Annotated in this window: 16 protein-coding genes; 3 read left to right on the top strand and 13 right to left on the bottom strand. The window is 39.9% G+C overall.

Going from position 1 to position 22,377, the window contains the following annotated elements:
* Window positions 1-14: 14 nt before the first annotated feature.
* From AAC073_RS02555 to AAC073_RS02545, 3 genes are all read right to left on the bottom strand, one after another.
* Entirely contained in the window at window positions 15-1,178 is a 1,164-nt protein-coding gene (locus AAC073_RS02555; RefSeq protein WP_339922270.1) for a hypothetical protein, read from the bottom strand.
* Between the two features lie 254 nt (window positions 1,179-1,432).
* Window positions 1,433-2,833: a neutral/alkaline non-lysosomal ceramidase N-terminal domain-containing protein gene (locus AAC073_RS02550; protein ID WP_339922269.1), complete on the bottom strand. Its 1,401-nt coding sequence runs from the start codon at window positions 2,831-2,833 to the stop codon at window positions 1,433-1,435.
* Window positions 2,834-2,910: 77 nt separating this feature from the next.
* Entirely contained in the window at window positions 2,911-4,254 is a 1,344-nt protein-coding gene (locus AAC073_RS02545) for a DegT/DnrJ/EryC1/StrS family aminotransferase (RefSeq protein ID WP_339922268.1), read from the bottom strand.
* A gap of 618 nt (window positions 4,255-4,872) precedes the next feature.
* On the opposite strand from AAC073_RS02545, the gene AAC073_RS02540 reads away from it, so the two are divergent.
* On the top strand, window positions 4,873-5,037 hold the full coding sequence (locus tag AAC073_RS02540; protein ID WP_339922267.1) for a hypothetical protein: 165 nt from the start codon (window positions 4,873-4,875) through the stop codon (window positions 5,035-5,037).
* Between the two features lie 201 nt (window positions 5,038-5,238).
* Here AAC073_RS02540 and AAC073_RS02535 read toward each other — a convergent pair whose 3' ends face one another.
* A complete protein-coding gene (locus AAC073_RS02535) occupies window positions 5,239-6,648 on the bottom strand; it encodes a TlpA disulfide reductase family protein (RefSeq protein ID WP_339922266.1) in 1,410 nt (469 codons plus the stop codon).
* A 486-nt stretch (window positions 6,649-7,134) separates the two neighbouring features.
* Entirely contained in the window at window positions 7,135-8,643 is a 1,509-nt protein-coding gene (locus tag AAC073_RS02530) for a sulfatase-like hydrolase/transferase (RefSeq protein WP_339922265.1), read from the bottom strand.
* A 284-nt stretch (window positions 8,644-8,927) separates the two neighbouring features.
* Between AAC073_RS02530 and AAC073_RS02525 the strand changes: the two genes are divergently transcribed.
* The gene (locus tag AAC073_RS02525) at window positions 8,928-9,668 is read left to right on the top strand and encodes a DUF3891 family protein (protein ID WP_339922264.1); all 741 of its coding nucleotides are present in this window, start codon (window positions 8,928-8,930) and stop codon (window positions 9,666-9,668) included.
* Window positions 9,669-9,716: 48 nt separating this feature from the next.
* Here AAC073_RS02525 and AAC073_RS02520 read toward each other — a convergent pair whose 3' ends face one another.
* The 8 genes from AAC073_RS02520 to AAC073_RS02485 all read right to left on the bottom strand — a co-directional run bounded on the left by AAC073_RS02520 (window position 9,717) and on the right by AAC073_RS02485 (window position 21,245).
* Window positions 9,717-10,940 (bottom strand): cation:proton antiporter, encoded by a 1,224-nt coding sequence (locus AAC073_RS02520; protein WP_339922263.1) that lies wholly within the window; start codon window positions 10,938-10,940, stop codon window positions 9,717-9,719.
* Between the two features lie 345 nt (window positions 10,941-11,285).
* Complete coding sequence (locus tag AAC073_RS02515) at window positions 11,286-12,176, bottom strand: DUF4886 domain-containing protein (RefSeq protein ID WP_339922262.1); 891 nt, start codon at window positions 12,174-12,176, stop codon at window positions 11,286-11,288.
* Window positions 12,177-12,359: 183 nt separating this feature from the next.
* Entirely contained in the window at window positions 12,360-14,792 is a 2,433-nt protein-coding gene (locus tag AAC073_RS02510; RefSeq protein ID WP_339922261.1) for a zinc-dependent metalloprotease, read from the bottom strand.
* A gap of 344 nt (window positions 14,793-15,136) precedes the next feature.
* Window positions 15,137-15,601 carry a hypothetical protein gene (locus AAC073_RS02505; RefSeq protein ID WP_339922260.1) on the bottom strand — a complete coding sequence of 155 codons (465 nt, stop codon included), beginning with the start codon at window positions 15,599-15,601 and terminating at the stop codon, window positions 15,137-15,139.
* Between the two features lie 72 nt (window positions 15,602-15,673).
* On the bottom strand, window positions 15,674-16,540 hold the full coding sequence (locus tag AAC073_RS02500; RefSeq protein ID WP_339922259.1) for a hypothetical protein: 867 nt from the start codon (window positions 16,538-16,540) through the stop codon (window positions 15,674-15,676).
* Window positions 16,541-16,659: 119 nt separating this feature from the next.
* A complete protein-coding gene (locus AAC073_RS02495) occupies window positions 16,660-18,711 on the bottom strand; it encodes a glycoside hydrolase family 127 protein (RefSeq protein WP_339922258.1) in 2,052 nt (683 codons plus the stop codon).
* Window positions 18,712-18,797: 86 nt separating this feature from the next.
* Entirely contained in the window at window positions 18,798-19,922 is a 1,125-nt protein-coding gene (gene pelA / locus AAC073_RS02490) for a pectate lyase (protein WP_339922257.1), read from the bottom strand.
* A 42-nt stretch (window positions 19,923-19,964) separates the two neighbouring features.
* Window positions 19,965-21,245 (bottom strand): nucleoside hydrolase-like domain-containing protein, encoded by a 1,281-nt coding sequence (locus AAC073_RS02485; RefSeq protein WP_339922256.1) that lies wholly within the window; start codon window positions 21,243-21,245, stop codon window positions 19,965-19,967.
* 311 nt (window positions 21,246-21,556) lie between these two features.
* On the opposite strand from AAC073_RS02485, the gene AAC073_RS02480 reads away from it, so the two are divergent.
* Window positions 21,557-22,330, top strand: coding sequence for a DeoR/GlpR family DNA-binding transcription regulator (locus tag AAC073_RS02480; protein WP_339922255.1), 774 nt, complete (start codon window positions 21,557-21,559; stop codon window positions 22,328-22,330).
* The last annotated feature ends 47 nt before the right edge of the window (window positions 22,331-22,377 follow it).

The following is a 22,377-nucleotide window of genomic DNA, read 5'->3' as shown; positions in this document are numbered from 1 at the left end:
AACAATAAATCCGCTTATCTAAGTTTTCTTATAAAAATGTTTTTGCTTACCATGGTTCTATCAGAAATCCCCCTCACAGCCTGATCACCATCTTTATGTTTGGCAAACCAGTTGTGGTGTATGTCACATTTATCCTCAGGAACTCCTCTAATCACTACGGCCCTTTCAGGAGCATAAAAGGTATTGTTATATATTTCCATGGTAGTCCCAGCTATGTCGGTATTGTCTTTCCTATCCCTTCCACCGTGCATGTCAAAGCAATGGCTTAATGAAATACCTAGCTCAATATTGTGTCTGGCAGTATAACCGCATCCTGATACTCCAGTTCCTGCAATAGAATGCCTGTTTTCATTGAACAGGTTATATTCAATCAAAGAGGAAGCTTTCGCATGACTTACACCATAACCCAATCCATTGTACTGGCACCTGTGAATGAAGTTATGGTGAATATGGTGGCCTGTTCCTTTTTTAAGATAAACGCCGCTTCCAGAAAAGGCAGAAATTTCACAGTTGTCAACTTTTAATCCTGGGTATTCCGTCGTTATCCCTCTTGAAACTGGAAATTTGTAATAATATTCACGCCCCAGTCCTTCAGGTCCAAAAGAGCGCTTGTGGTGTTCAAGGTGCCGGTCAGGATTTGGTCCCTGAATCTGCAAGCCAGTAAGTCGAACATTAGGACCATTTGCCCGGATCATTATACGGGTTTCCAAGGCATTGCTTAACAACATCCCACCTTTGGATCCTCGATAACCTCGATTCCCTGCTAGGGTAACTCCTTCAGGAATTTCCAAAACGAGCCCTTCAATAAAAACCCTAGTGGTAAGATCTATTCTAATTTCATCGGGAATAAAAACAATTTCTCCTGACTTGACCTTGGAAAGAGCATCCAACAACTCGTCTAAATTTGTCACCTCATAATCCCCTTTAACAATAGGCATTTTATACCCCTCCCCTCCACCAATAGGTCCTAAGTCATTCGGTTTAGCGCCATAAAGCTCATTTTCGATAGCCATCCAACTTGGCTTTTTCGGGTCTTTTTCTTTAGAAGAATCCGTAAAGAAAGGATTGGAAAATCCTTCTTTCGAAGGGAACCCCATAGTCCATGCAAAAAGACTACTTTTAACAGTAGTAGAAAAAAACTGCCTTCTTGATTTGTTACTATTTTTAATTTCGTCCATAATAAATTCTTCAGCCCAAGTTAGCTACCTATTCTTAAACAATCAATGTCTACAAATCCCTCCCAACACTTTCTAGTTTAATATTATTACCTAGTTGATGTTGATTGTAAAATTTTATAAGTCAAAAATCCTGATAGGTAAATCTTTGTCATTCACCAAGAATTAACTATAGCCACTGTTAAAAAACATAAAACGTCAATTTTAAGCTTTAAAAATCTGGGTCTTGTAAAAGAGAAACATTCAGCAAATGGTTATTATTTCGAAAATGATACTGGTAGAAGTTCATGCACTGCATCTATGATAAGGTCTTCCACGTCTTCCGAAAAAGCAGAAGGCTTGTCATAATAGTACATGCTGGAAACTGCTTCATATCCGCCCTCCTGGATTACACGACGAGAGGCAATATAGCAGGGAACATCATTGGAATAGGCATTGACCCAAAGTCGGTCGGCTCCCAATTCTTTTTTAAGTCGAAGGGAATAATCTACGACTACCTCCCCAGCCAGATTGACCATGGCCAATTCATTGCCGAAAGTCCAGGTTTGTACCGGATAGGAAAGTGCAGCAGGAATTTCCTGACCTCTGGCAATGCGATCCAATGCCAAACGGGCAAAATATCCTTTTACCGTCTTGTCTTCAGTCTGTGTAATGAGTTCTGGGATCCTAGGCACCTTGGCAAAGGGTAAATTGATCCATTTGATTTTACCGACAGGAACTTGAGTCAAGGGCTGAAGCGGAGCATTTAATAAACGATTGACTTCATCCGAAATCGCTTTGGCATGTAAGCCTATGTGCTCCATTTTGCCACGAGGCTCCGGATTGGCGTCTGCTCCGCAACCAATCGCTACCATGGCCACAGCTCCTGCATGATTGGACTCAATCATTTGTTGGGCCTCGGTCATCCAATCCCCATGAAGTTGGTTGACCTCTCCTCCCAGGGTGGTGCCATGACAGGCATAATTGACCAAAACGGCTTTTAGCTCACCTGAAGGATCCGTAATTCGCATCAACGGTAACGCTTTGTCTACCGGTCCCCCTTGCGTGCGCCTGTTCTTGGCAAAACCTACTTCTCCCTGTCCCCAGGCAACCAGAGACGGCGCTCGGTTTTTCAAAGCCGCCAATGCGACTTCTTCCAGTTTCTGACTGAGTTGCTCGGTGTAATTCGAAATATGCACCAATTGAGCTACCGACAACAAGGAATCACTAAAAGTCTCTCCCCTGTATTGAAGAATGTTCAATAGGTTGCCAACTTCAGGCCCTCCATGGGTATGGCTGGCACAAATCACAAGTTGAGCAGGATCAAGTCCTACCTTTTCTGAAAGTTGCCTGGCTAGTTTTTGGGTAATATGATTGGGAATACCTACCAAGTCTACAGTAATCAATAGGGAAGCCCCTTGAGCATCACTTCCAAAAGCCAGTGCTTTGGCAGACAAGCGATGAATAATCTGATCTGCTTCTGACTTTGGCCTCGCACCATATCCTGCAAGTCTAATTGGGCCTTCTGGAGTTATGTCTATCATTGCTACCCCGACTTCCATCGTCCCTTTCTGAGCGTAAATTGGGTTTCCTGCACCAAATAATAAAAAGAGCAGCAAACAGATTAAACGGGTGGCTAAAAACAACTTCCCGAATGGGTAAATGGGCTTTGAAATCATATCAGAGATCAAATGGTTATTGGTTTATTTTTGGGAGAGGAATTTCGTTACCTTTTGAAACTACAAGAGGAAAAGTGCTAGGCTTTTTTTAAATCCCCAGAGTACTTCCTGATCTTTTGAATGGCTTGCGCAATCTGTTCCATATCTTGTCGGGTCCCGAGCAACATGGTCTGTGAAAACCATACCGCTTCTTCACAGAGCTGGTCATTCTGAGGACAGTAATTTTGCTCCAGCCATTCATTCATTGTTTTTTCTCCATAGATCTTTAGGTAGTGTTTGTTTTTGGCTAGATCTGTCACATATTTCTCCTTGTTCAACATGCCATAGCCTCCCGAGCAAGGAATGCCTTCTGCCGCCAGGGCTTTCAAAAATACACTTCGATCCATGTCCTGAAATTCCTTTTTATCATACCTAAACATATATAGGTGATAAGCGCTTTTAGTCACTCCTTCATAAAGCTTCGCCGGATAAATCCCTGGGATTTCGTTGAAGAGACTGGTTAAGTAGGCTGCGTTTTCCCAACGATGTTCAACTTGTTGCGGGAAACGTTTCATCTGAGCGAGCAATAGGCTCCCCTGAAATTCTGTCAATCGGAGATTCGTTCCCCGAGTTGGAGAATAAGGGTCGTTTGGATCGCTGGTATGCCTTCCCTGATTGTGAAAATTATAGCAACTTTCAGCAAATTCCTCGTCATTGGTCAACAAAGCCCCTCCTTCACCAGAAGTAAGGTTTTTGCTGGATTGAAAACTTATGGCCCCTGTAAGTCCCAAAGTCCCTGCTTTCTTGCCTCGCCATTCAGCCATTGGTGCCTGACAGGCATCCTCAACAATTGGTATATGGTTTTTATTGCCCAAGCCAAGAATTGTATCCAAATCTGCAGGAGAGCCACCAATATGAACCGGCATGATGACCTTGGTTTGCGGGGTTATGGCTTTTTCAATTTGGTTGGCATCTATTTGAAAACTTTCTATATCCGTGTCCACAAACCTAGGTAGCGCATAATTCAATACCACCACATTATAAGTAGCAACGAACGTATAAACGGGGATTAAAACCTCATCTCCGGGCCCAATGTCTAAAGCGCCCATTGCAGTAAACAATGCACTGGTACCACTAGACAGGCCTAAACAATGTTTTGCTCCACTCATGTTTTTATACGCATCCTCAAAATCGGCTACCGCCCTGCCATTGAGACGGCCCCATTTTTTGCTCCTCAAGGCTTCCAGAAGTGCATTTTCCTCTGGTCTTTCTACGATAGGCCAACTTGGAAAACTTGCCGGATGTGCCCTTGGCCCTCCCAATAAAGCAGGCTTACTGTCAGTTGTCGTTCCAAAAGTTATTTGTGGCATGCCGATGGCCAAGCTGACACCAGCGATAGACATGTTACTTATAAAGTCTCTGCGGTCTAATTTCTCGTTCATGGCTATTGTTGAGCATTTTGTATTTTAATCAACAATTGGATATTGTAATTGAAATAATTATCCAAATTTCACATTTAAGTCGTGATTGGTAGTGTTTCTTGCTTGGTTGATTTTCCACAAAATGGAAAACGGCACTCCAAACTACATTTTCATGACATATTTTTTAATGCTGATCCAATCCCATTGTGAAGTGTTTTGAAGGTTAAAAAAGCAAATCACTAAACTATTCAGGAATAATAGCCCAGTGAATCCATAGGAAATTTGGGAAAAGACCAACGTTACCGAAAGTAGAAATTATTTTTCTAGAAAAAAAATAATGTGTGATTATATTTAGAATAACTTTACTTAAGATCGGGTAAAAATTTAATAATAGACTAATTACTATCCTGTTCAGCTAATTATGCCAAATTTCGAGTCCTCTTCTTTTCAAAGAAAAATATAGCCAATTGGATAGGAATAGGAGTTAATTATTATTCATCATTGCCACTAATTTCATATTATATTCCATCGCTTGAAAGAATAAAAATGTTCTCTTGGCATGATTTTTATACTTTAACTTGATAAATAACAATTTCTTAATTGTACTGAAATAACTATAAATTTTAAACAATAAATATCATGAAAAAATACATTATTCAGGCTTTTGCGGTTTTATTATTGATGATTACGTTCACCGGATGTAGTGTAATTGGTGATATTTTTGAAGCTGGTATGTGGGCAGGGGTGATTATGGTTGTGCTAGTTATCGCTTTAATATTTTGGATAGTAAAGAAGCTGTTGTAATTTTTCTCCACAATAATATTCACTTCGAGTGATATTTGTAAGTAAAAAAATTGAGCTGTATACTCAATTTTAGGATTTTCCGAGTGGTTGGTGAATGCCACAGCTATAATATTAAATTCAAGCGATTAATTTAGTTGCTAAATAAGAAAAAACTGTTGTAAGGTTTTTGTTCATGTTATCCAAATGCTAAATGGGCTATAATTAGCTATCTATTTTAGCCAAGTATTTATCAAGTGATTCACGAATCATTCCGGAAGGCCTATCAGCAGAAGGATCAATTATTCTTCCTTTTTCATCCAAAAGGATAAATCTCGGAATGGAATTTACCATGAAATGCTGGGTAAGATCTGATTTCCAAGCATTTTCAGCAAACCATTGATAGCCTTCCATCTTTTTGGCTTTTACCATCTTTTCCCAAGGTTCTCTGGTTTCATCAATCGACACCGTCAAAAATGCCACTGGTTTATCTGCATATTCTAATTTCAACTCATCCCAATGAGGGTGTTCAGCAATACATGGTCCACACCAGGTAGCCCAAATATCAATATATACAAGATTCCCTTTCAAATTACTCAATTTCACTTCCTGCCCTTCCATATCCGTGAAGGTAAAATCAGGAACCTTTTTTCCAGGGCCAATCGGTTTCCATTTATCTTTTAATTTTCTTAATTTCTCAGCATACTTAGGAGACTCATTTTCTTGCATGAATTTATCATATGCTTCTTTCACATGGTCAGGTCCTCTGTATTCCATATTTGACTTTATAGATGTGTATACGAAATGGTCATTGACACTTTTATCTTTTAATAAGGAATCAATTGCAAAGTTTCTCGCTATTTCGCCTGATGTCAAAGACTTATCACTTTTTAAAAGTTCATTGGTTAGATTAGTAATCCGCATGTCGATAAGTGCTGTATAGCTCCAAATATTTAGAAACTGTTTTTGGTCTAGGGGAATAGTAGCCAGGCTAGCCCTGACTTCATTTTCAGGAAAATCTACTGAATCCTGAGGTGTTTCGGTTAAAAACGCATAATAATTCGGGTACATTAAATCAAAATAAAGAGGTGCGAAAGCGTAATATCCTTCCTCTATGAGAATGAATTCGGGATCAATTTTCTCCTCCATTTTAAAGGCTCTAAAATTTGTTTCGGAAATTGTAAAAAGGCTGTCTTTTATTTTCAAATACTCCTCTTTTGAATTCGCCATCAACTCAAAAAGATCATTTAAGCCTTTATCGTTTTGAGCTTTTTCATTAAGATACCTGGCTTCTTTTTCATGATCTCCCTGAACCGAAAATGTACCAGATAGGTCTTTGGCATCTGCAGTGATGTATATGCTATCTCCTTGGGCAAGAAAAAGTTCAAGATGGGTTCGTCCTGAAGATAAACTATAACTCAATCCATCGTCCCCTTCGAATTTCAGTTTAAAATTACCTTTTTCGTCTATTTTTCCACTAGCAATATCCCCATCTTTAAAAATGGTGATTTCATCTGACTCCAGATTTATTATTTTTCCTGAAACGATAACAGTTGGATCCTGAGTTGCAGGTTTTTGAGAACAACTGTACAATAAAATCAATATAACCAGGAAGAAATTAATCGGAGTTCTCATATTCAGTTTATTTTTTGGGGGAAGTATATTATCCAGTATTAATGTTCAATTTTCTGGCACTTAATTTAAAAGTACAACAGATTTTGAATAACTAAAAGTTAAAAAATCATAACGCTTGCCTTGTGAAATTTATACATCATGGCAGTCTATAAATTAAGTTTCAACAACAATACTTACCCATGTTTTAGCATCTGAATATAAAAGCAATATAATAATCCCTATTTTTATCTAGATTGTGTTGAAATCGCTTCCAATTATCGAGAAATGCCTGTGCCTTTTTCACCGAAAATGGAGCAGAAAGTTTGAAGCTGATATTTACAACTACTGAAATAAAAATTTCAATCCCGCTGAAAAAGGAAGAATCGGGTTTCTGAAGTAAATGGGATGAGCCTACTTTCTTATTTATGTGTTTTTATTTAGCTTACATTTTGCGTAAACCTATTGAAGAACAAATCAAATTAATATCCCCCACTTCTCCCTCCAAACTCACTCCTTCCCCTTCATCAAAAACCTCCTTTCATTCCGCTTGAATTCATCCGGCTTGTTGTGGTTGGCCTTCTTCTCCTTATATTTTGGTAAGCCTTCCCAGTTGGGGCCTTCCTCTTTTACCTCCTCCAGCAAGGTTACCATGGCACTTTTCATTTCCTCAAGCTTCTCCGGTTCGGTAGCGGAAAGATCCTTTTGTTGGCCTTCATCATTTACCACATTGTACAACTCAAAAAATTCTGGTTGTATGGTTTTTATAAATTCCATGTCCTTATCCGTAATCCCATGGGTTCTGGGCATTTCATCCTTGGCACGAGCCAACAACATATAATCCCCTTTCCGCATGGCTAGCTCCGGAGAACTCCTATAAAAATACCAGAGCATGGGTTTATCCCTTTCTATTTCCCCTCCCTCTAGCAATGGCAATAAATTTATACCATCGTATTTCCGATCTGAAGGAATGGCCGCCCCAGTCAATTCCCCAATGGTTGGTAGCAGGTCCTGAAACCAAATGGGCGTTTCAATTTCCCTTTTCCCCGGGAAAGCACCCGGATAGGAGAAAATACCGGGAACCTTGATACCCCCATCGTACACTTCACCTTTTAATCCACGAAGCTCTCCTTGGGAACCCATTCTGTATGGGCCGTTGTCTGAGGCGAAGAAAATCATGGTATTTTTATCCAACCCTCTTGATTTCAAAGCTTCTAATACTCGGCCGGCTGCCAAATCCATGTTTTCTATATTGGCAAAGTATTCAGCTGTCTTCTTGTCATAACCAGGGTAATTAGCGATCAAATTTTCCGGTGAAGCTACTTTTGCATGGGGCTCATGGAAGGCCACATAGAGAAAGAATGGCTTTTCTTTTTCATACTTTTGCTCAAACCAAAGTTCTACCTCATTTGCTACTAGTTGGCAAGAATAGCCTTCCTGCTCACCTATTGGGACCCCATTTCTAATAAAGTTGACAGGATTGAGATGAGAAGGTTCCGCATTGTTTTCGGTGCCCAGTGAATAGTCAAACCCTTGTTGATGGGGTTGAGGCTGATTGAGTTGTTCATCTTGAGGTAGAACACTAAGGTGCCATTTTCCAAAATGAGCCGTCTGATACCCCTCCGGTTTAAGAAGTTCGGCAATCGTTACTTCATTGTCCGGAAGATGCATGGCCGAACCTGGAGGTCTATAGCTGTACATTCCCGCTCTTGCCGGAATTCTACCTGTCAAAAGGCCGACTCTTGAAGGGGAACAATTAGGGGCGCCAGCGTAGCAATTGGTAAATTTTATACCTTCGGCTGCCAGCGCATCCAGGTTTGGGGTGTTGGCCACACCACCATACCCCTGCAGGTCGCCATATCCCATATCGTCGGCAAGAATGATTACAATATTTGGATGTCTAACCCCATTCTCTCCCTTTATAATCCTGTTATTTTGAGCCATCAAAGCCTGAGGTAATCCTAATAAGAGGAAAAGTAAGCGAAATAGATATTTTGGCGTTTTTATAACTATTAACATTCTATTGATTTAATTTATTGATATACTTTTTCGGATTTGAATGGCCTTCTATAACCTGTAAACTAAGGTAAATAGGCCTCTAATTTAACAAAAAGATCCTATTCATCTGATTCCTGATTTATAAAGCATCCAGAAATTAGGCATTAAAATTGGTAGAAAGATGGCATTGAAAAGGTTTTAAAAATAGGTTCGCCATTTATCAAGTTATTCCGAAACATCATAAAAATCTCGATAGTATTGATTTTCAATATTAAAGGCCACCGTTTTAATTAAACAAAAATCCTATGATCGTAAATAAATCTATAGTAGGACTTCACATTATTCTTCATGAGGCACATGGTATGTTGGCGGGTAAGATTGCCAACGAAATTGCAAAAGAATACAGACCAATTCATTGGTTTGAAACTTTAATAGCTGTTTGCGAACACGATGACAGGCAACTTAACTTAAATGAAAAAGAGTACCTTTCAGAACTTGGTGTACCATTGGATTTTACCGAAGAAAACTATAAGGTAAATGATGTTTTAGAAAGGATGCAACGAATTTTGCGAACTGCTGGAAACAAATCCCTTTGGGTAAAATTACTGATATCCTATCATTTGGAATTTGTTTATGGCCCACTCAAAAAAGAGAGCAAAAGGATTTCAAACTTTTTTCAAGACCAAGCATCGGAACGAAAAATATTATGCAAACATTTTGGCATCAAAGATGAAAAAGCCAAAGAATACCATGAATTCCTGCGTTTCTGTGACCGATTATCCCTAATCCTATGTAAGGATGAAACCCCCGCAATGGAACGGCAGCTGGAAATAAACACCTCTATCGATGGGAAAACATTTTTTATAAAGAAAACAAAAAATGATCGATTGATCATTTCCCCCTGGGTTTTTCAGGAAGAAGAAATTGAATTGTCTGTTGAAGAGCGGGTTTTAAAAGAAACACAGTTTAGCTCTTCTGAAAGCTTTAAAGAATCTCTTAAGCAAACCATGCCACAATCAAAAAAATGGATACTTACAAAGGGATAATAAATTGATTGGCTTAGGCTGTTTATAAATAATTAAATACCTATTTAGTTATACTTTTATCAATATTCTGTTGGCAGTAACACCGTGAAGGATGATTGAGAATAAAATGACCAATGAAACTATTGAATAAAGTTGATAGTTTTCTCCGAAATTCCCGTTTTTAAACGCATAGGTTAAATAAAACACAGAACCGATTCCTCGAACACCTAGAAAGGAAATGGCCATTTTTTTCTTTCGATTCAAGGAGGTTTTAAATAGACTTACATAACCTAAAACAGGCCTTATAACCAATACTAATAATACAGAAAATACTATCATTGGAATTGAGGTGAAATTCAGTATTCCTGCCATAATTGAACCACCGAAAAAAACAATCCAGAATACAATTAAAACTTTTTCGAGATTAGATATAAATTTTAATCCGGGTTCACTATGCATTGTTACGCTTTGTATGTGCATATGGTAATGTGCAAAAAGTCCCGCAAAAAACACACTCAAGAACCCATAACCATTTGCCATTTCAGCAATACTATAAGCGATCAGCGTAAGGGCAATGGCCACAAACTCATGATGGATTTTCTTTTCTTTTTTGTCGGACAAGTTTTTAGTACACCAGCTATATAGAAAACCAACCCCCCCTCCAATCAATGTCCCTACTACTATTTTATAAATTACATAATAACCAATCCATTCCATCCAGTTGTCAAAACCAAAATTTGCATTCGAGGACCATAAAATAGCCAGATATACAAATGGAAAAGCCAATCCATCATTCAGTCCTGCTTCTACTGTAAGATTAAATTTGACACCCACGCTTTTCTTTTCGTCGGACTGTTTTTCATTCAGTTGAATTTCCGAAGCCAGTGCTGGGTCTGTAGGTGCCAGGACAGCTGCAAGCAACAGCGAGATGGCGCCACCAAAATCCAATAAAAAATATGAAACTGAAAAGATGACCGCCATATACAAAGGCATTGTAAAGATCAAAAGCCTTAAGGGTGTTTTCCACTCTTTCCATGAATAATTAAGTCCAATCTTAAGACCTGCTATCATCAAACTGATAATGACGACCAGCTCTGAAAAACGCAAAGACAATTCTACAGGCCAAACTGGGTCTGGCATAGGCAATGGTGCATTGAGGTAATACAGGATGGCTCCAAAAATAAGCAAAAAAATAGTGTAGCTGAATTTGAAAATATCCATAACTATCGGTAGAAAACTTACCAGAAGTAATGTTCCACCAATAATTAAAAATACCAAGAGAAAAATATCCATTAAAATTATCTTAAGTTTATTGTATAAAATACCAAGATTGTAAACTCATCTGGACAGGGAAACAATTGGTTGCTTGATTCAGATGAGCTAGTATAAAATTAGATTTATCGTCTAGTAAAATAGCTAATATCCCACCGCATTTTAGATCATTATTAATAAAAAAATGACCCTTAAAAGAATTTTGATTAGGCAAAGAAAAAATTATTGTTCTATGTAATTGGTAAAAATTCTCTCACTCCTTTTTTAAACAACCAAATGGTGCTTTCCCTTATATCAACCTTCCCCTTTCGGGCTGAAGTTCGTTTGAAAAGGCAAGGAATGTGGCGTAACTTGGTACGAGAATTTTCAAAAAGAAGGTATTACATCAACAACTTCCATTGCTGTTAACCGTAAATGCTCAATAAACTCACTATCAGCCAAATCTGGTTGGTAAGTTGTCTCCGTGGGATTTTCACCAAACAAGAATGAATACCAAATAAGTGATCCAAGGTAGCATCCATAGGCATTAGCATGATTTGAATCCAACCTAAGTACTTTTTCATTATTCCATTGGTATCCGACATGCAGTGAATGGTCTTGTTTGGGCAATTTAGGATGTAGATAATTGCTGAGGCTCACAGTATCATCTTTCTCGAAGCGGTACTTAGGATGTTGCCCAGCATACCAAAACCCATCGCCAACCGGAACCATGCGGACTCCCAATTCTGCTGCAATCGTATGATATGCCTGGCGGGAAGCTTGCCACATCTCGTATTCAGTAGAGGTGTGTAAAGTATCTTCCAAGTTCCCAAAGCGAATAGCGTCTGCGCGGTAAGCCCAAGTTTGATGAATAACCACCTCAGCATCGGGTACAAGATCTTTAATGTATTCGTACATATTATGAGCATAGGGCCTGTAGCTAGAAATATTGGTGGAATTCATTGAATTTTGCTGAATAGAGACAAAATCCCAAGGTTCCTCAAGTAGTAAAGTTCGCAATGACTTCCCTTTATATGCCCCTTGTGTACTATCGCCTTCTGCTTCCTCAACAAGTCTCCAGTGTCGTTCTAAGGAGCACCCTCCAAGTTCCGCACGGCCAATTATCAAGTGTTTCCCTTGTTCAGAGGCTATTTGCTGCAAATATGCTGTAGCATTTTTGGAAAAACTGTTTCCCACCAACATCAGCCGAACGGTATCACCATTAGAAATTCGAGTCTGATCGGAATTTCCAGCCTCCAATTTGATCGAGCAAAACAAGATAATAATCAAAGCAACAAGATTTTTCATAACGTAAGCTAAAATTAAAAATTTAATTATCAACCAATAAGCAACACTATTCTAGTCAAAAAATTAGTGCATTTTACATTAAGGCCATCATAAAAATCAGGCGTATCTTTTCCGCTGGTTTTGGTACGCCATTGAATGTACGGGAAACTGAATTCAATAAACAAAACAGGGAGTGCCTCCATATTCGTCGGATTGTCCTATAGGTGATCCGGCAGGGGCAGCAAGTGGTTCCAGGAGTTTAAATTTGTCATTCGAATCCTTTTGGAATTTCTTCAGTTGATGAAGGCAATAAGCTCTATGCGCTATTTGAGCAAAATCTCCATTCTTTCTCATACCAATCCAGTCTTTTAATGCCATTGCCTTTGCCATGGAAATGGCTCGAACCTGCACACTTCCTGCTGGATTTGTCGCCAATTCCATCAAGTGTTGAAGCACTAATTTCTCTACAGACCGCTTAATTTCGGCAGAATATCCAGATAGGCTCCGGCCTTTCCAGGTAGCTTCTATTATATCATCAAGGTATTCATCCAGCCGGAGTTGCTGTACATCCAGCGCACTTTGGGCTACCAGTCTGGAGGCCCTTTCGGGATGAAACAAAAAAGTCAGGGTATGATGTGCAGCAATTTCAGCAGGTGCGAGTGGGTCAAAGACCAATCCCGTATGTCTTTTAAAAACTTCTCTTTCATCCGGTGCATAACCGTATGGTCTGGGAGGAATCTTTTGGAGTATGGACAATGGTATGGACAGTGTTTCGGGTTTTAGGGTTTGTAACAATTGATTCAAGGCATCCAATTGTCTCTTTCGTGAAACTACCTGGTGGCTTTCTCTAGCATCTCCTTTAACTGTATATCCATAATTAACCCCGGCAATTACTTTTGATGCAGCCTCCACCTGGTAGCGGTGCAATAGGTAAATCGGCACTAGTAATTCTTCCAATTTGGCAAGTGGCATTCCCTTGGAAATGTTTTTCAATCCAAAATCATCCAAGGCTATCTTTCGAACTTCAAGCACATGCGCCAACTGCGCCACAGGATCAGTTCCATTGTCCCAAAGGTGGGTTTTCGGATGTGCGGATCCGGCTGGTCGGCCATCCTTATCGGACAGAAAATCCAAGCCCTGAGCGAGGTATTCGCCTACCCACTGATCCATGACTTCCTGCTCCTCCAAACCTTCTGGAATGGAGGCATAGGCCATTTTAATGGCTACAATGTCCCAACTTCCTATGCCCTCTTCATAGGCATTAGAAAGATCAATGGCACCATTTTTTATGGATAGGTAAGGATGAGGATAATCCATTACCGAAGTAAGGCCTTTGGCACTGGCAATGTAATTATGAGGCAATCCCAAGGTATGCCCCACTTCGTGAGCCGCCAATTGTCTCATTCGGGCCAAAGCCATGTCCATTAGAACTGCGTTTTCTGGGTTAGCCGCATCAAAATTACCCGCCAACGCCTGAGCGATCAGGTAGTCTTGCCGCACCCGAAGAGATCCCAAGGTAACTTTGCCCTTTAATATTTCTCCTGTTCTAGGATCCGTTACCCCACCCCCATAGGACCAACCTCTGCTGGACCTGTGTACCCATTGGACAAGGTTATACCTTACGTCCATGGGATCGGCATCTTCAGGAAGTAATTTGACCTGAAAAGCGTTTTTAAATCCTGCAGCCTCAAAAGCTTCTGCCCACCAAGCGGTACCCTCCATTAATGCAGTGCGTATGGGTTCAGGTGTTCCGGGATCTATGTAATAGATGATGGGTTTTACCACCTCACTCAAGGCGGCCGAGGGGTCTTTCTTAACTAAGCGGTGTCTTCTAACTGTCTTTTTTTCAAAGTCTTGATTTATCGGAGAGGAGTAATCAAAATAAGTTATTGCATTCACCCCTGCTCTCGGATCGAAAGTTCGATTATCAAATCCTGCCTCAGGTAATGCCACAAATGAATGATGAATACGTAAACTAATGGCTTTGGGGACTGGCACAATCTGGCGAATGTAATTTCCAGGTTGTTCTCCAATATAGGTAATGGTAGCCTCTATCTCTGTATTTTCGGGAAAACTCTTGGTTCTGGGTTTATAAATGGCTGAACGGGAGAGGTCTGTTTTATAGTTTCCCTGTCCTGACCTTTTAATGACATCACAAGCCTCGATTACATCCTGAAGAAAAAAATCTGTCCCATCCACCAAAATTCTATCATCTTCTTTAATAGCTATTTTAAAACCCCAAATTACCGAGGCAGCAAAAGATTCCTCCACGGCACGCTTTTCCAAAAGGTTCTGTGCCGAAGCGCGAAATGTATAATTTTCAGCCTGAAGAAGCAATTTGTCTCCTACAGGAATAAAGCGGACAATTTGAGCAGGATAGACCCTACCCCTATCCAGCCCGATATCATTGGACCCCAAACCAGCCGCTAATGAGGGGTAATACAACAATTCTTTACCATGGTTAGGAATTGCCATCCAAATCTTGCCCGATTGGCTATCCCAATAGAGGTCAATTAACCCTTCCTGTTTTTCCATATCTTCCGTGAATTTGGAAATGGTGGCCGTGGATGTGGACGGAAAAACCGTGGGTTGTGCAGCAATTTCCATAATCTGAAAATAACTGCACCTAAGCAAAACAACTAGTAGGAGAGTCCTTGAAGCATTCATGTTCATCAGTGTTATTTCGAAATAAAAATAAACCAATTATACACAAATACCAATTAACTTAAACCCACAAACTTTCCTGGTTTTGTTGATAATCAGCCGGATATTTCAATTAGATGAGTGAAACTTGGGAGTTTTCATCTCTATAAGAACCAATTGGTGAATTCGAGAGATTGATTTTGCAGGGCTCAGCAAGAAAATGAATACTGTATCTATTTTAAATAAATTGCTTTTAAGTATTAATGTCAAAAATCTATTGCTTTCCCAATCCTCCATTATAAATATAATTATTGCTTCCTATTGCTCAAAATAGAATTTAGGTAGTTTTCCAACATGGTATAACCGTCTTCCCCAACTTCATTTCCATCAATGGCTTTTTTGGAATTGAGACCATTTTGCTTTTCATATTCATCAGGCATTCCATCTCGATCCGTATCTATAGGGGCTGAAACACTTTTCAGAACTGGCCACCCACCAACATCTTCCTGAGTATCTATGATGCCAGTTATTTTTGTTTTATCTGCGACCTTGTGATCCTTTTTGTAAGTTTCTCCTTCGTAAGTAGCGAAACCATTGAGGACCTCATCTATAACCCGAATATCTACAGCATCACGCTTAGGAAATACGGCTCCGGCATTTTCGAGAACAGAAACAAAGACCTCTTCAGCAGACTGTTCATTAATAACCATCGATGGCCAGGGCTGTTCCAGCTTTAAACCCTCCAAATATTCACTGCCGTCTTTTGGCTGCACCCCACCGAGCCAGTTGTTGGCTGAAACCCAGGAATTCCCTTCTATGGTATTGCCTGAAACATACCATTTTCCTTAGTCTTCCGCTTTATTTCGGGACCAGGGAGCAACGATTCGGTGGGTTATTTGACCGGGTGCTGTCGCAGGCCCTGCCTTATAATAGTTTCCTACCATATTGATATTTGTGAAATTGGATTTGTCATTACCCACTTGAGAAACTTCCCCTCCATAGGTTGATTCATAACCCCAATTGAAAATTACATTATTGCGGAAATCCGTATTTCCTACTCCTGATCCAAAGCGTGGATTGCGGTTAGAATGATTGGCGATTAAATTGTGGTGATAGGTGCTGTAGTTCGCCCCCCAAATACCTCCAAAGCCATGATTCCCTTTTTGGTGATTGGATTTATAAAGGCTTTCTGATGTAATACACCATTGAACCGTTACATTTTTTCCGTGATAAATGGACATAGTTTCGTCTATACTCCAACTTGCTGAAACATGATCTAAGATAAGATTGGTAGTATAACGGCTGGATATTGCATCAGTCTCACCTCCTGATTCATTTCCAAGCCTCACTCTAATGTACCGAATGATCACTTCATCTGCATTTATCATTAACGGGTAAGCCCTAAGTGTTATGCCATCTCCTGGGGCAGTTTGACCTGCTATCGTGATATATGGATTTCTAATCCTTAACTCATCTTCCAATTTGATGGTACCTGAAACCCTGAAAACAACAGTTCTAGGCCCTTCTGCTTCAACAGCCTCACGCAGGCTTCCTTTTCCGGAGTCATTTAGATTGACCACTTCGTAAACTTTCCCCCCACGTCCACCAACAGTGTATTTTCCATAACCTTCAGCAGTTGGAAAGGCCAGTTGTTGCGCATAGCTGTTTAGACCAATTAATACCAATGCAATACTTAAAATAGATTTTTTCATTGTTTGCTTAATTATTAACAACTCCATTTAAAGAGCAACTTGAATTTTATAAGGAAGCAATTTGAAGCACCAAATGTACCTCCTCTTATTTGCCAATGAGAATTGGCACCATGATTTCTTTATTTTCTCAATGGCATCCATACCGCCATTTCTGATTCTCCTCTATTCCCCCAAGCGAAATAAGGAATCAATCTGATATTGATGGGCTGCAGGGTAATTTTTTGGTCTACTGCCTGGTACAATTTTCCTTGCCAATCGGATTTTCCTTGAAGCAAGGCTTGCCCCTCAAGGAAGGTTAACGAAGCACCAGCAACCATTTCTTTCACAGGGGTAAATTGAATAGCAGCAGGAAGCTCAACATCAAAAATCCGTGCATTGTGCAAATCCGGAGATTCAATACAATAAACAATTGGCCCTCGCATCACCGCTACCTGGTTCCTGGTTTCCTCCACCAGCGGGTTGGCCTCCATCAAACGGGCCTTCATTGGTAAATTTAATTCAATCACATCTCCCTTTTTCCAATTTCGGAAAAGAGAAAAATAACTTCCGGCTGTTGGGTTTCGGTCTGTTTTCTCTCCATTTACCATGATGTTAGCCTGACTGGCCCAGGCAGTGATTCGTAGCGCTATGGCAAAGGGTTTTTGCCCGGTTTTTTCGATACTTAACTTGATTTTTCCATCCCAGGGGTAATCCGTCTCTTGTTTTAATTCGAGACCTGAACCATTTGGCAAACTGGTTTTCAATTCATTACTACCGTACAAATTGATTACCAAACCACTATCAGATAGTGCATAGGCATAATTATGGGTTTCCGCAACCGTTCTGACGACATTGGGAGGACAGCAGTTCGATTTAGAAATATAGGGTTCCCTCACCTTATTCCATCGAAATGTAAAAGGCAAATCCTCATCTACTCTCAAAGGATTGGTATAATTAAAATTAGTCCCTCTTAAATCTGTACCAGACAATACACTATTCAATAAGCTAAGCTCTAGTATATCCGCAAAACGGCTGTCGCCCGTTACCAAAAGCATGCGATGATTCCACAAGACATTGCCAATATTAGCACAGGTTTCATTGTAAGCTGAAATATTGGGAAGCTGGAAAGCCTGTCCATAAGCCTGGTGGACTTGCTGAATAGTTGGCTGCTTGTAGGTGGTCCCGTTCGGGGATACATCGTCATACAAAGCCCCGGTGGCTCCAGTGATGTAAAGTTTTTTAGTGACCACATCTTTCCAGATACTTTCCAATGCCAACATCAGGGAATCTTCTCCGGTCTCCGCATAAAGATCAGCCACTCCTGCATAGAGGTAATTGGCACGAACAGCATGTCCTACTGCCTCCCGCTGTTGTCGGAATGGAATACGGTCTTGATTGTGATCTGTTCCATCAGCTATCATTCCACGTATATCAATCATTTTACCAGCAAGATCAAGGTAAACCTTGTTTCTGGTGGTCCTGTACATTTCAATTACTCCCATGTAATGGGAAGGACAAATTGCGTTTTGAGCTTGTTCGGCAGTTGCGTTTTCATGGTAGGCAATAAGAAAGTCGGTTGCCTTGATCGCAATGTCCAAAAAGTTGGTTTGCCCTGTAATCCGATAATGCAAACTGGCAGCAGTCATCAAATGCCCCATGTTATAGGTCTCAAAGTTCATTCGGTCCTCAAACTCTACCGCATCTCCAGGATTATTGCGCTGCTTAATAATTGTAGCGGTATGAATATAACCATCTGCTCTCTGCGCGTCTGCGATCACTTTTATGATCCGCTCCAGCTCATCATAATACCTTTGATCTTTAGTGCTTGCATAGACAGAGACTAAGGCTTCAAGGGTTTTATAAAAATCGCCGTCGTGGAAAGGAGCCCCCCGATGCCTGCCTTCTTTGTAGCCTGCTGCAATTTCAAAATTGAGAAAACCATGGCTAAGTGTATCGTTTTCATAAATGTGTAACATGTTCATGGCCATGGTATCCTTACTTACATCCGCCCAATGTCCCCAAAAACCTCCGGTCCATTTCACCGCATCCATATCTACTGAGACTTGTTTGGCAAAAGGACTTTTGGAAGTGTTCACCAAAGCTTTTTCCTGAGCATTTACTGCCAATAGTGGTGCAAAAACGATTGCTGTAATGAGAAGAAAATAGTTCCTATTCCATTTAAAATCAAGCATATATTAGTATTCTGGGTCAACGTTTAATTAATACTGTTCAAATATTTTTCTAGCATCCGGATTTTTTGGATTTATCTGCAAGCGTCTTAGATAATACCATTTCTTTTTTTCCATTCCGGATATTTTTCCAGCAGTTGTTTCGGAGCACGGGTATACCAGCTATAGCCATTTCTACGCTCGTGCCCTATTTCTGTTATGGCGTTCTTTTTGATACCATCTCTATCGCAGAAAAATATTTTCTCGGTTTCCAGGTCATAAAATCGCCCCCAATGTAAAGGTGCGGTTTCGTCTTCTACAACAATTCTGTCCTTGCTTCCGTCTGGCATCGTCTGGGTATCTACTCTTAACCGTCCTACATGATGGTCTTCAAACCATTTTACAGCGTCATTTATTGAAGCCTTTACTTTATCGGATGGGTTTTCTATTTCCATAAGCATAAGCACTATTCCCACAGATTCAGAACCACTAAATGAGGGCAATTCATAGCTCCTGGCTTTTGCCGGTGCCAGGCTCACTGAGTCATGTTGCGCACACCATGCGGTAGGTTCTCCTTTTACTACAATCTGAGTATTTAGGAAACACGCTATTCCTTTGTCATAGGCTTCTTGAATTTTTCCTTTTTTGTTGTCAGTCAATTGAATAGACTGAAAGGCAGGGTCATTGGAGAGCATTTCTTTTAAAAAACGCATAATGTTAACCATCGCATCGTCATTGAAGGTGATGTGTCCGGAATAGGCCACACTTCCTTTGCGCACCGGATAAAACTGAGGCCAACCCCCATTGTTGTATTGTGCCTTTAGGATGTAATTTATTCCTTTTTCAAAAGCCTGCTTGTAGCGCTGATCTCTAGATTGGGAATAAATATTAGCAAGAAATCTCAACTCAGTGATGGTTGCATCATTGTCGAAAGTAGCACCAATATCTTCCCTTGTTTTTAAGTATTTTGCTTTTTCACCCGCATCCATTGGATGATGGTAAGGTTTGTTTTTTTCCCAACCACCAATTGCCTTTTGGGTCAAAAGGACATTTTCTGCCACGTGTTTTGCCTCATTGGAAGCGTACCATGCATCAGGCATTTTTACGGCAACAGCCTTCCAACGCATATCCTGAAATTCTTTGGAATCATTCTGAGCCATTACTGGACTAATTGCTAAAATTGCCATTGCCCAAATCCATCCCATTATTTTTGAAACTGCAGTTGTATTTTTCATTATGATTTGTTTTTCCTTATTGTGGTAATTTTCAATTTAGCCTTATTTCTCTAACCATTTCCATCTTTCTCCCCAGTCACCTAAAAATGCTTCTCTGTACCTGGAAATCGTTTTTGCCCCTTGCTGGTCTTTAATAAAAAGCGCGGCCCCTAGTTTATCAGTATACCAATTGTTTCCTAATTTGTAATCATCAGAAGAGGATTTTCCAGGCCACGGGGTAATACTGACATATTCGCCAGTTAAGCCGTCCAATTCGTAAATTTCACTACTTGTTTTGTAGCTACCGTTTTCTGCTTTTTTTGAGGAATATTTCACTCCATACATACCCTCTCCCAAATAATAACCTGGCCAGACCTGACCCTGAACTTCAAATTTAAAGACTACAGAATCATCAGGAACCATAATGTCCGGCCCTTTGAACTTCCATTCAATCGTGGCATAGGCAGCTAACGAATCTGCAGTGGTACTGCCCCCTTCAAAAATTTTTCTGGGACTTCTACTGATTTTCTCAAAACTGCCACCCCAACTTTCTCCGGTAGGATCATTTGGATCACCTTTCATAAGATAGGCCAGTGATGGTGTATCACCCATTTTTATCCTCCCTTGATAATAGTTGATAAAATCCTTTCCTAAGGCTCCCCGGCCTTGGATAAAATTATCGTAGTAAGCCTCTCCAGTATAGGACTTAGGCGAATCTTCATCCATAAACCAACCCCGATAGGTAGAATTGGCTTCTATCATCCAAAGGTCTCCATGCTCAGCAGCTAGATAAAAATAGGCATTGATGCTCCATTTCTTATTGGGTCCTCCGATCCAATACACCCTAATATTTTCTTTGATTTCAGGTGCATCATGCAATGCCTGAGCGAGGTCTTCTATCCCTCCCCAAACCAGTACCCAAAGAGGCTGTTCACTTTCCCTTTTGGCGCATTTGATGATCCATTCTGAGCCCTCTGTGGAAGTAGTATAACCTTTGAATGGAGCTGCCGCAATAGCTCCTTGCTTAGCAACCGCTCTTAAAACCTTTGGAGCAGGCAAATCAGCCGCATGCTTTTTTAATTGAAGGTAATCTTTTTCATATAGGTCAATTATATCCAAAAAATTACTTTTTCGACCGTCCCCGAATGGGGAAGAAACCAAACCTTCAATTTGAAATTTATCCGCATACATTAATAAATGTATCATTGACTGAAAGTCATCAGGGTCGGTACCCCCTATATCAGAATTAATTAAAATCCTGGGTTTAACACTTTCATTGTATTCCGTCTTACAACTAGACATAGCCACAAAAGCGAATATACCAACCAAACTTATTCTTAACATTAATTTCATTTATCCTTTTTTCTATTTTCCAATTTTAAAACAGGTAACACTTATCCTAGAGTATATTAAAACCATGACCAAGTTGAAAACAAAGCAGAATGTGTTTAAAACGAAAGTAAACGAAACTAAAATAAATAAAAACAAAATTTTTTTTCGTAATAATATTTATTTATATTTTAATTTTCATTTAACTTACATACCCGATAAACACTCATTTATATATCAAAACTACCGATTTAACAGCTTTATCAGATAAATTATCAGAAAAGAACTATATTTCGAAAGATATTTTCGATTTTTAAATAAATAATATGTTACCAAAACAAAGAAAAGAAAAGATACTTGACTTACTAAAAGAAGATGGATCTGCCAAAGTTATCGATCTGGCCAGAATCTTTAAAGTCACAGAGGTAACCATTCGTCAGGACCTTGAGAAATTGGAGAAAAATGGCTTGGTCCTAAGGGAGCATGGTGGTGTACATTTAAAAAACGTTGAAGATCAGGTGCGTAATTTCTCTTTAGTACACCAGGACAATCTAAAGGAAAAAGAGATTATTGCAGAAAAATGTCTGGAATTCATTCACCCTGGAGATACCATCATTCTTGATTCTGGCTCTACAACTACAGAGATCGCTAAAAAAATAATAAACATCAAAGGGCTAACCGTTATAACCAATGCCCTAAATATTGCATTAATGCTAGGAGCAAATCCCAACATAGATATCATCATGACAGGTGGAGAATTCAAGGCGCCCACCTTATCCCTTACTGGCCAAAAGGCAGCTGATTTCTTCAAGGGACTAAATGTACAAAAACTCTTTCTGGCTACTGCAGGCATTTCTTTAAAATCAGGTCTTACTTATCCAAGCCTTAGCGATCTTGTAGTGAAGAAAGCCATGATTGATTCCGCAGACATTACCTACCTGGTAGCTGATTCTTCAAAAATTGGAAAAAGTGCTTTTGCCAGTCTCGGAGCTTTATCCCTTATCGATTACATTATCACCGACGAAGGGGTCGAAAATAAACACAAAGAAGTCTTCAAAGAAAACGAAATCCAATTAATCATCGCTGAAGACAAAAATTAAAAAAAGCAAAAAGTAAAAAGTACCATTTCTTAGAGCACAATGAAAAA

This window comes from uncultured Cyclobacterium sp. (genome assembly GCF_963977555.1).
Lineage (GTDB): Bacteria > Bacteroidota > Bacteroidia > Cytophagales > Cyclobacteriaceae > Cyclobacterium.
This window is presented reverse-complemented; position numbering and strand designations above follow the sequence as displayed.

What these genes read in the sequence shown, in the direction of transcription:
- AAC073_RS02555 (WP_339922270.1), bottom strand. Translation starts at nt 1,178, where the DNA reads ATGGACGAAATTAAAAATAGTAACAAATCAAGAAGGCAGTTTTTTTCT.
- AAC073_RS02550 (WP_339922269.1), bottom strand. Translation starts at nt 2,833, where the DNA reads ATGATTTCAAAGCCCATTTACCCATTCGGGAAGTTGTTTTTAGCCACC.
- AAC073_RS02545 (WP_339922268.1), bottom strand. Translation starts at nt 4,254, where the DNA reads ATGAACGAGAAATTAGACCGCAGAGACTTTATAAGTAACATGTCTATC.
- AAC073_RS02540 (WP_339922267.1), top strand. Translation starts at nt 4,873, where the DNA reads ATGAAAAAATACATTATTCAGGCTTTTGCGGTTTTATTATTGATGATT.
- AAC073_RS02535 (WP_339922266.1), bottom strand. Translation starts at nt 6,648, where the DNA reads ATGAGAACTCCGATTAATTTCTTCCTGGTTATATTGATTTTATTGTAC.
- AAC073_RS02530 (WP_339922265.1), bottom strand. Translation starts at nt 8,643, where the DNA reads ATGTTAATAGTTATAAAAACGCCAAAATATCTATTTCGCTTACTTTTC.
- AAC073_RS02525 (WP_339922264.1), top strand. Translation starts at nt 8,928, where the DNA reads ATGATCGTAAATAAATCTATAGTAGGACTTCACATTATTCTTCATGAG.
- AAC073_RS02520 (WP_339922263.1), bottom strand. Translation starts at nt 10,940, where the DNA reads ATGGATATTTTTCTCTTGGTATTTTTAATTATTGGTGGAACATTACTT.
- AAC073_RS02510 (WP_339922261.1), bottom strand. Translation starts at nt 14,792, where the DNA reads ATGGAAATTGCTGCACAACCCACGGTTTTTCCGTCCACATCCACGGCC.
- AAC073_RS02500 (WP_339922259.1), bottom strand. Translation starts at nt 16,540, where the DNA reads ATGAAAAAATCTATTTTAAGTATTGCATTGGTATTAATTGGTCTAAAC.
- AAC073_RS02495 (WP_339922258.1), bottom strand. Translation starts at nt 18,711, where the DNA reads ATGCTTGATTTTAAATGGAATAGGAACTATTTTCTTCTCATTACAGCA.
- pelA (WP_339922257.1), bottom strand. Translation starts at nt 19,922, where the DNA reads ATGAAAAATACAACTGCAGTTTCAAAAATAATGGGATGGATTTGGGCA.
- AAC073_RS02485 (WP_339922256.1), bottom strand. Translation starts at nt 21,245, where the DNA reads ATGTTAAGAATAAGTTTGGTTGGTATATTCGCTTTTGTGGCTATGTCT.
- AAC073_RS02480 (WP_339922255.1), top strand. Translation starts at nt 21,557, where the DNA reads ATGTTACCAAAACAAAGAAAAGAAAAGATACTTGACTTACTAAAAGAA.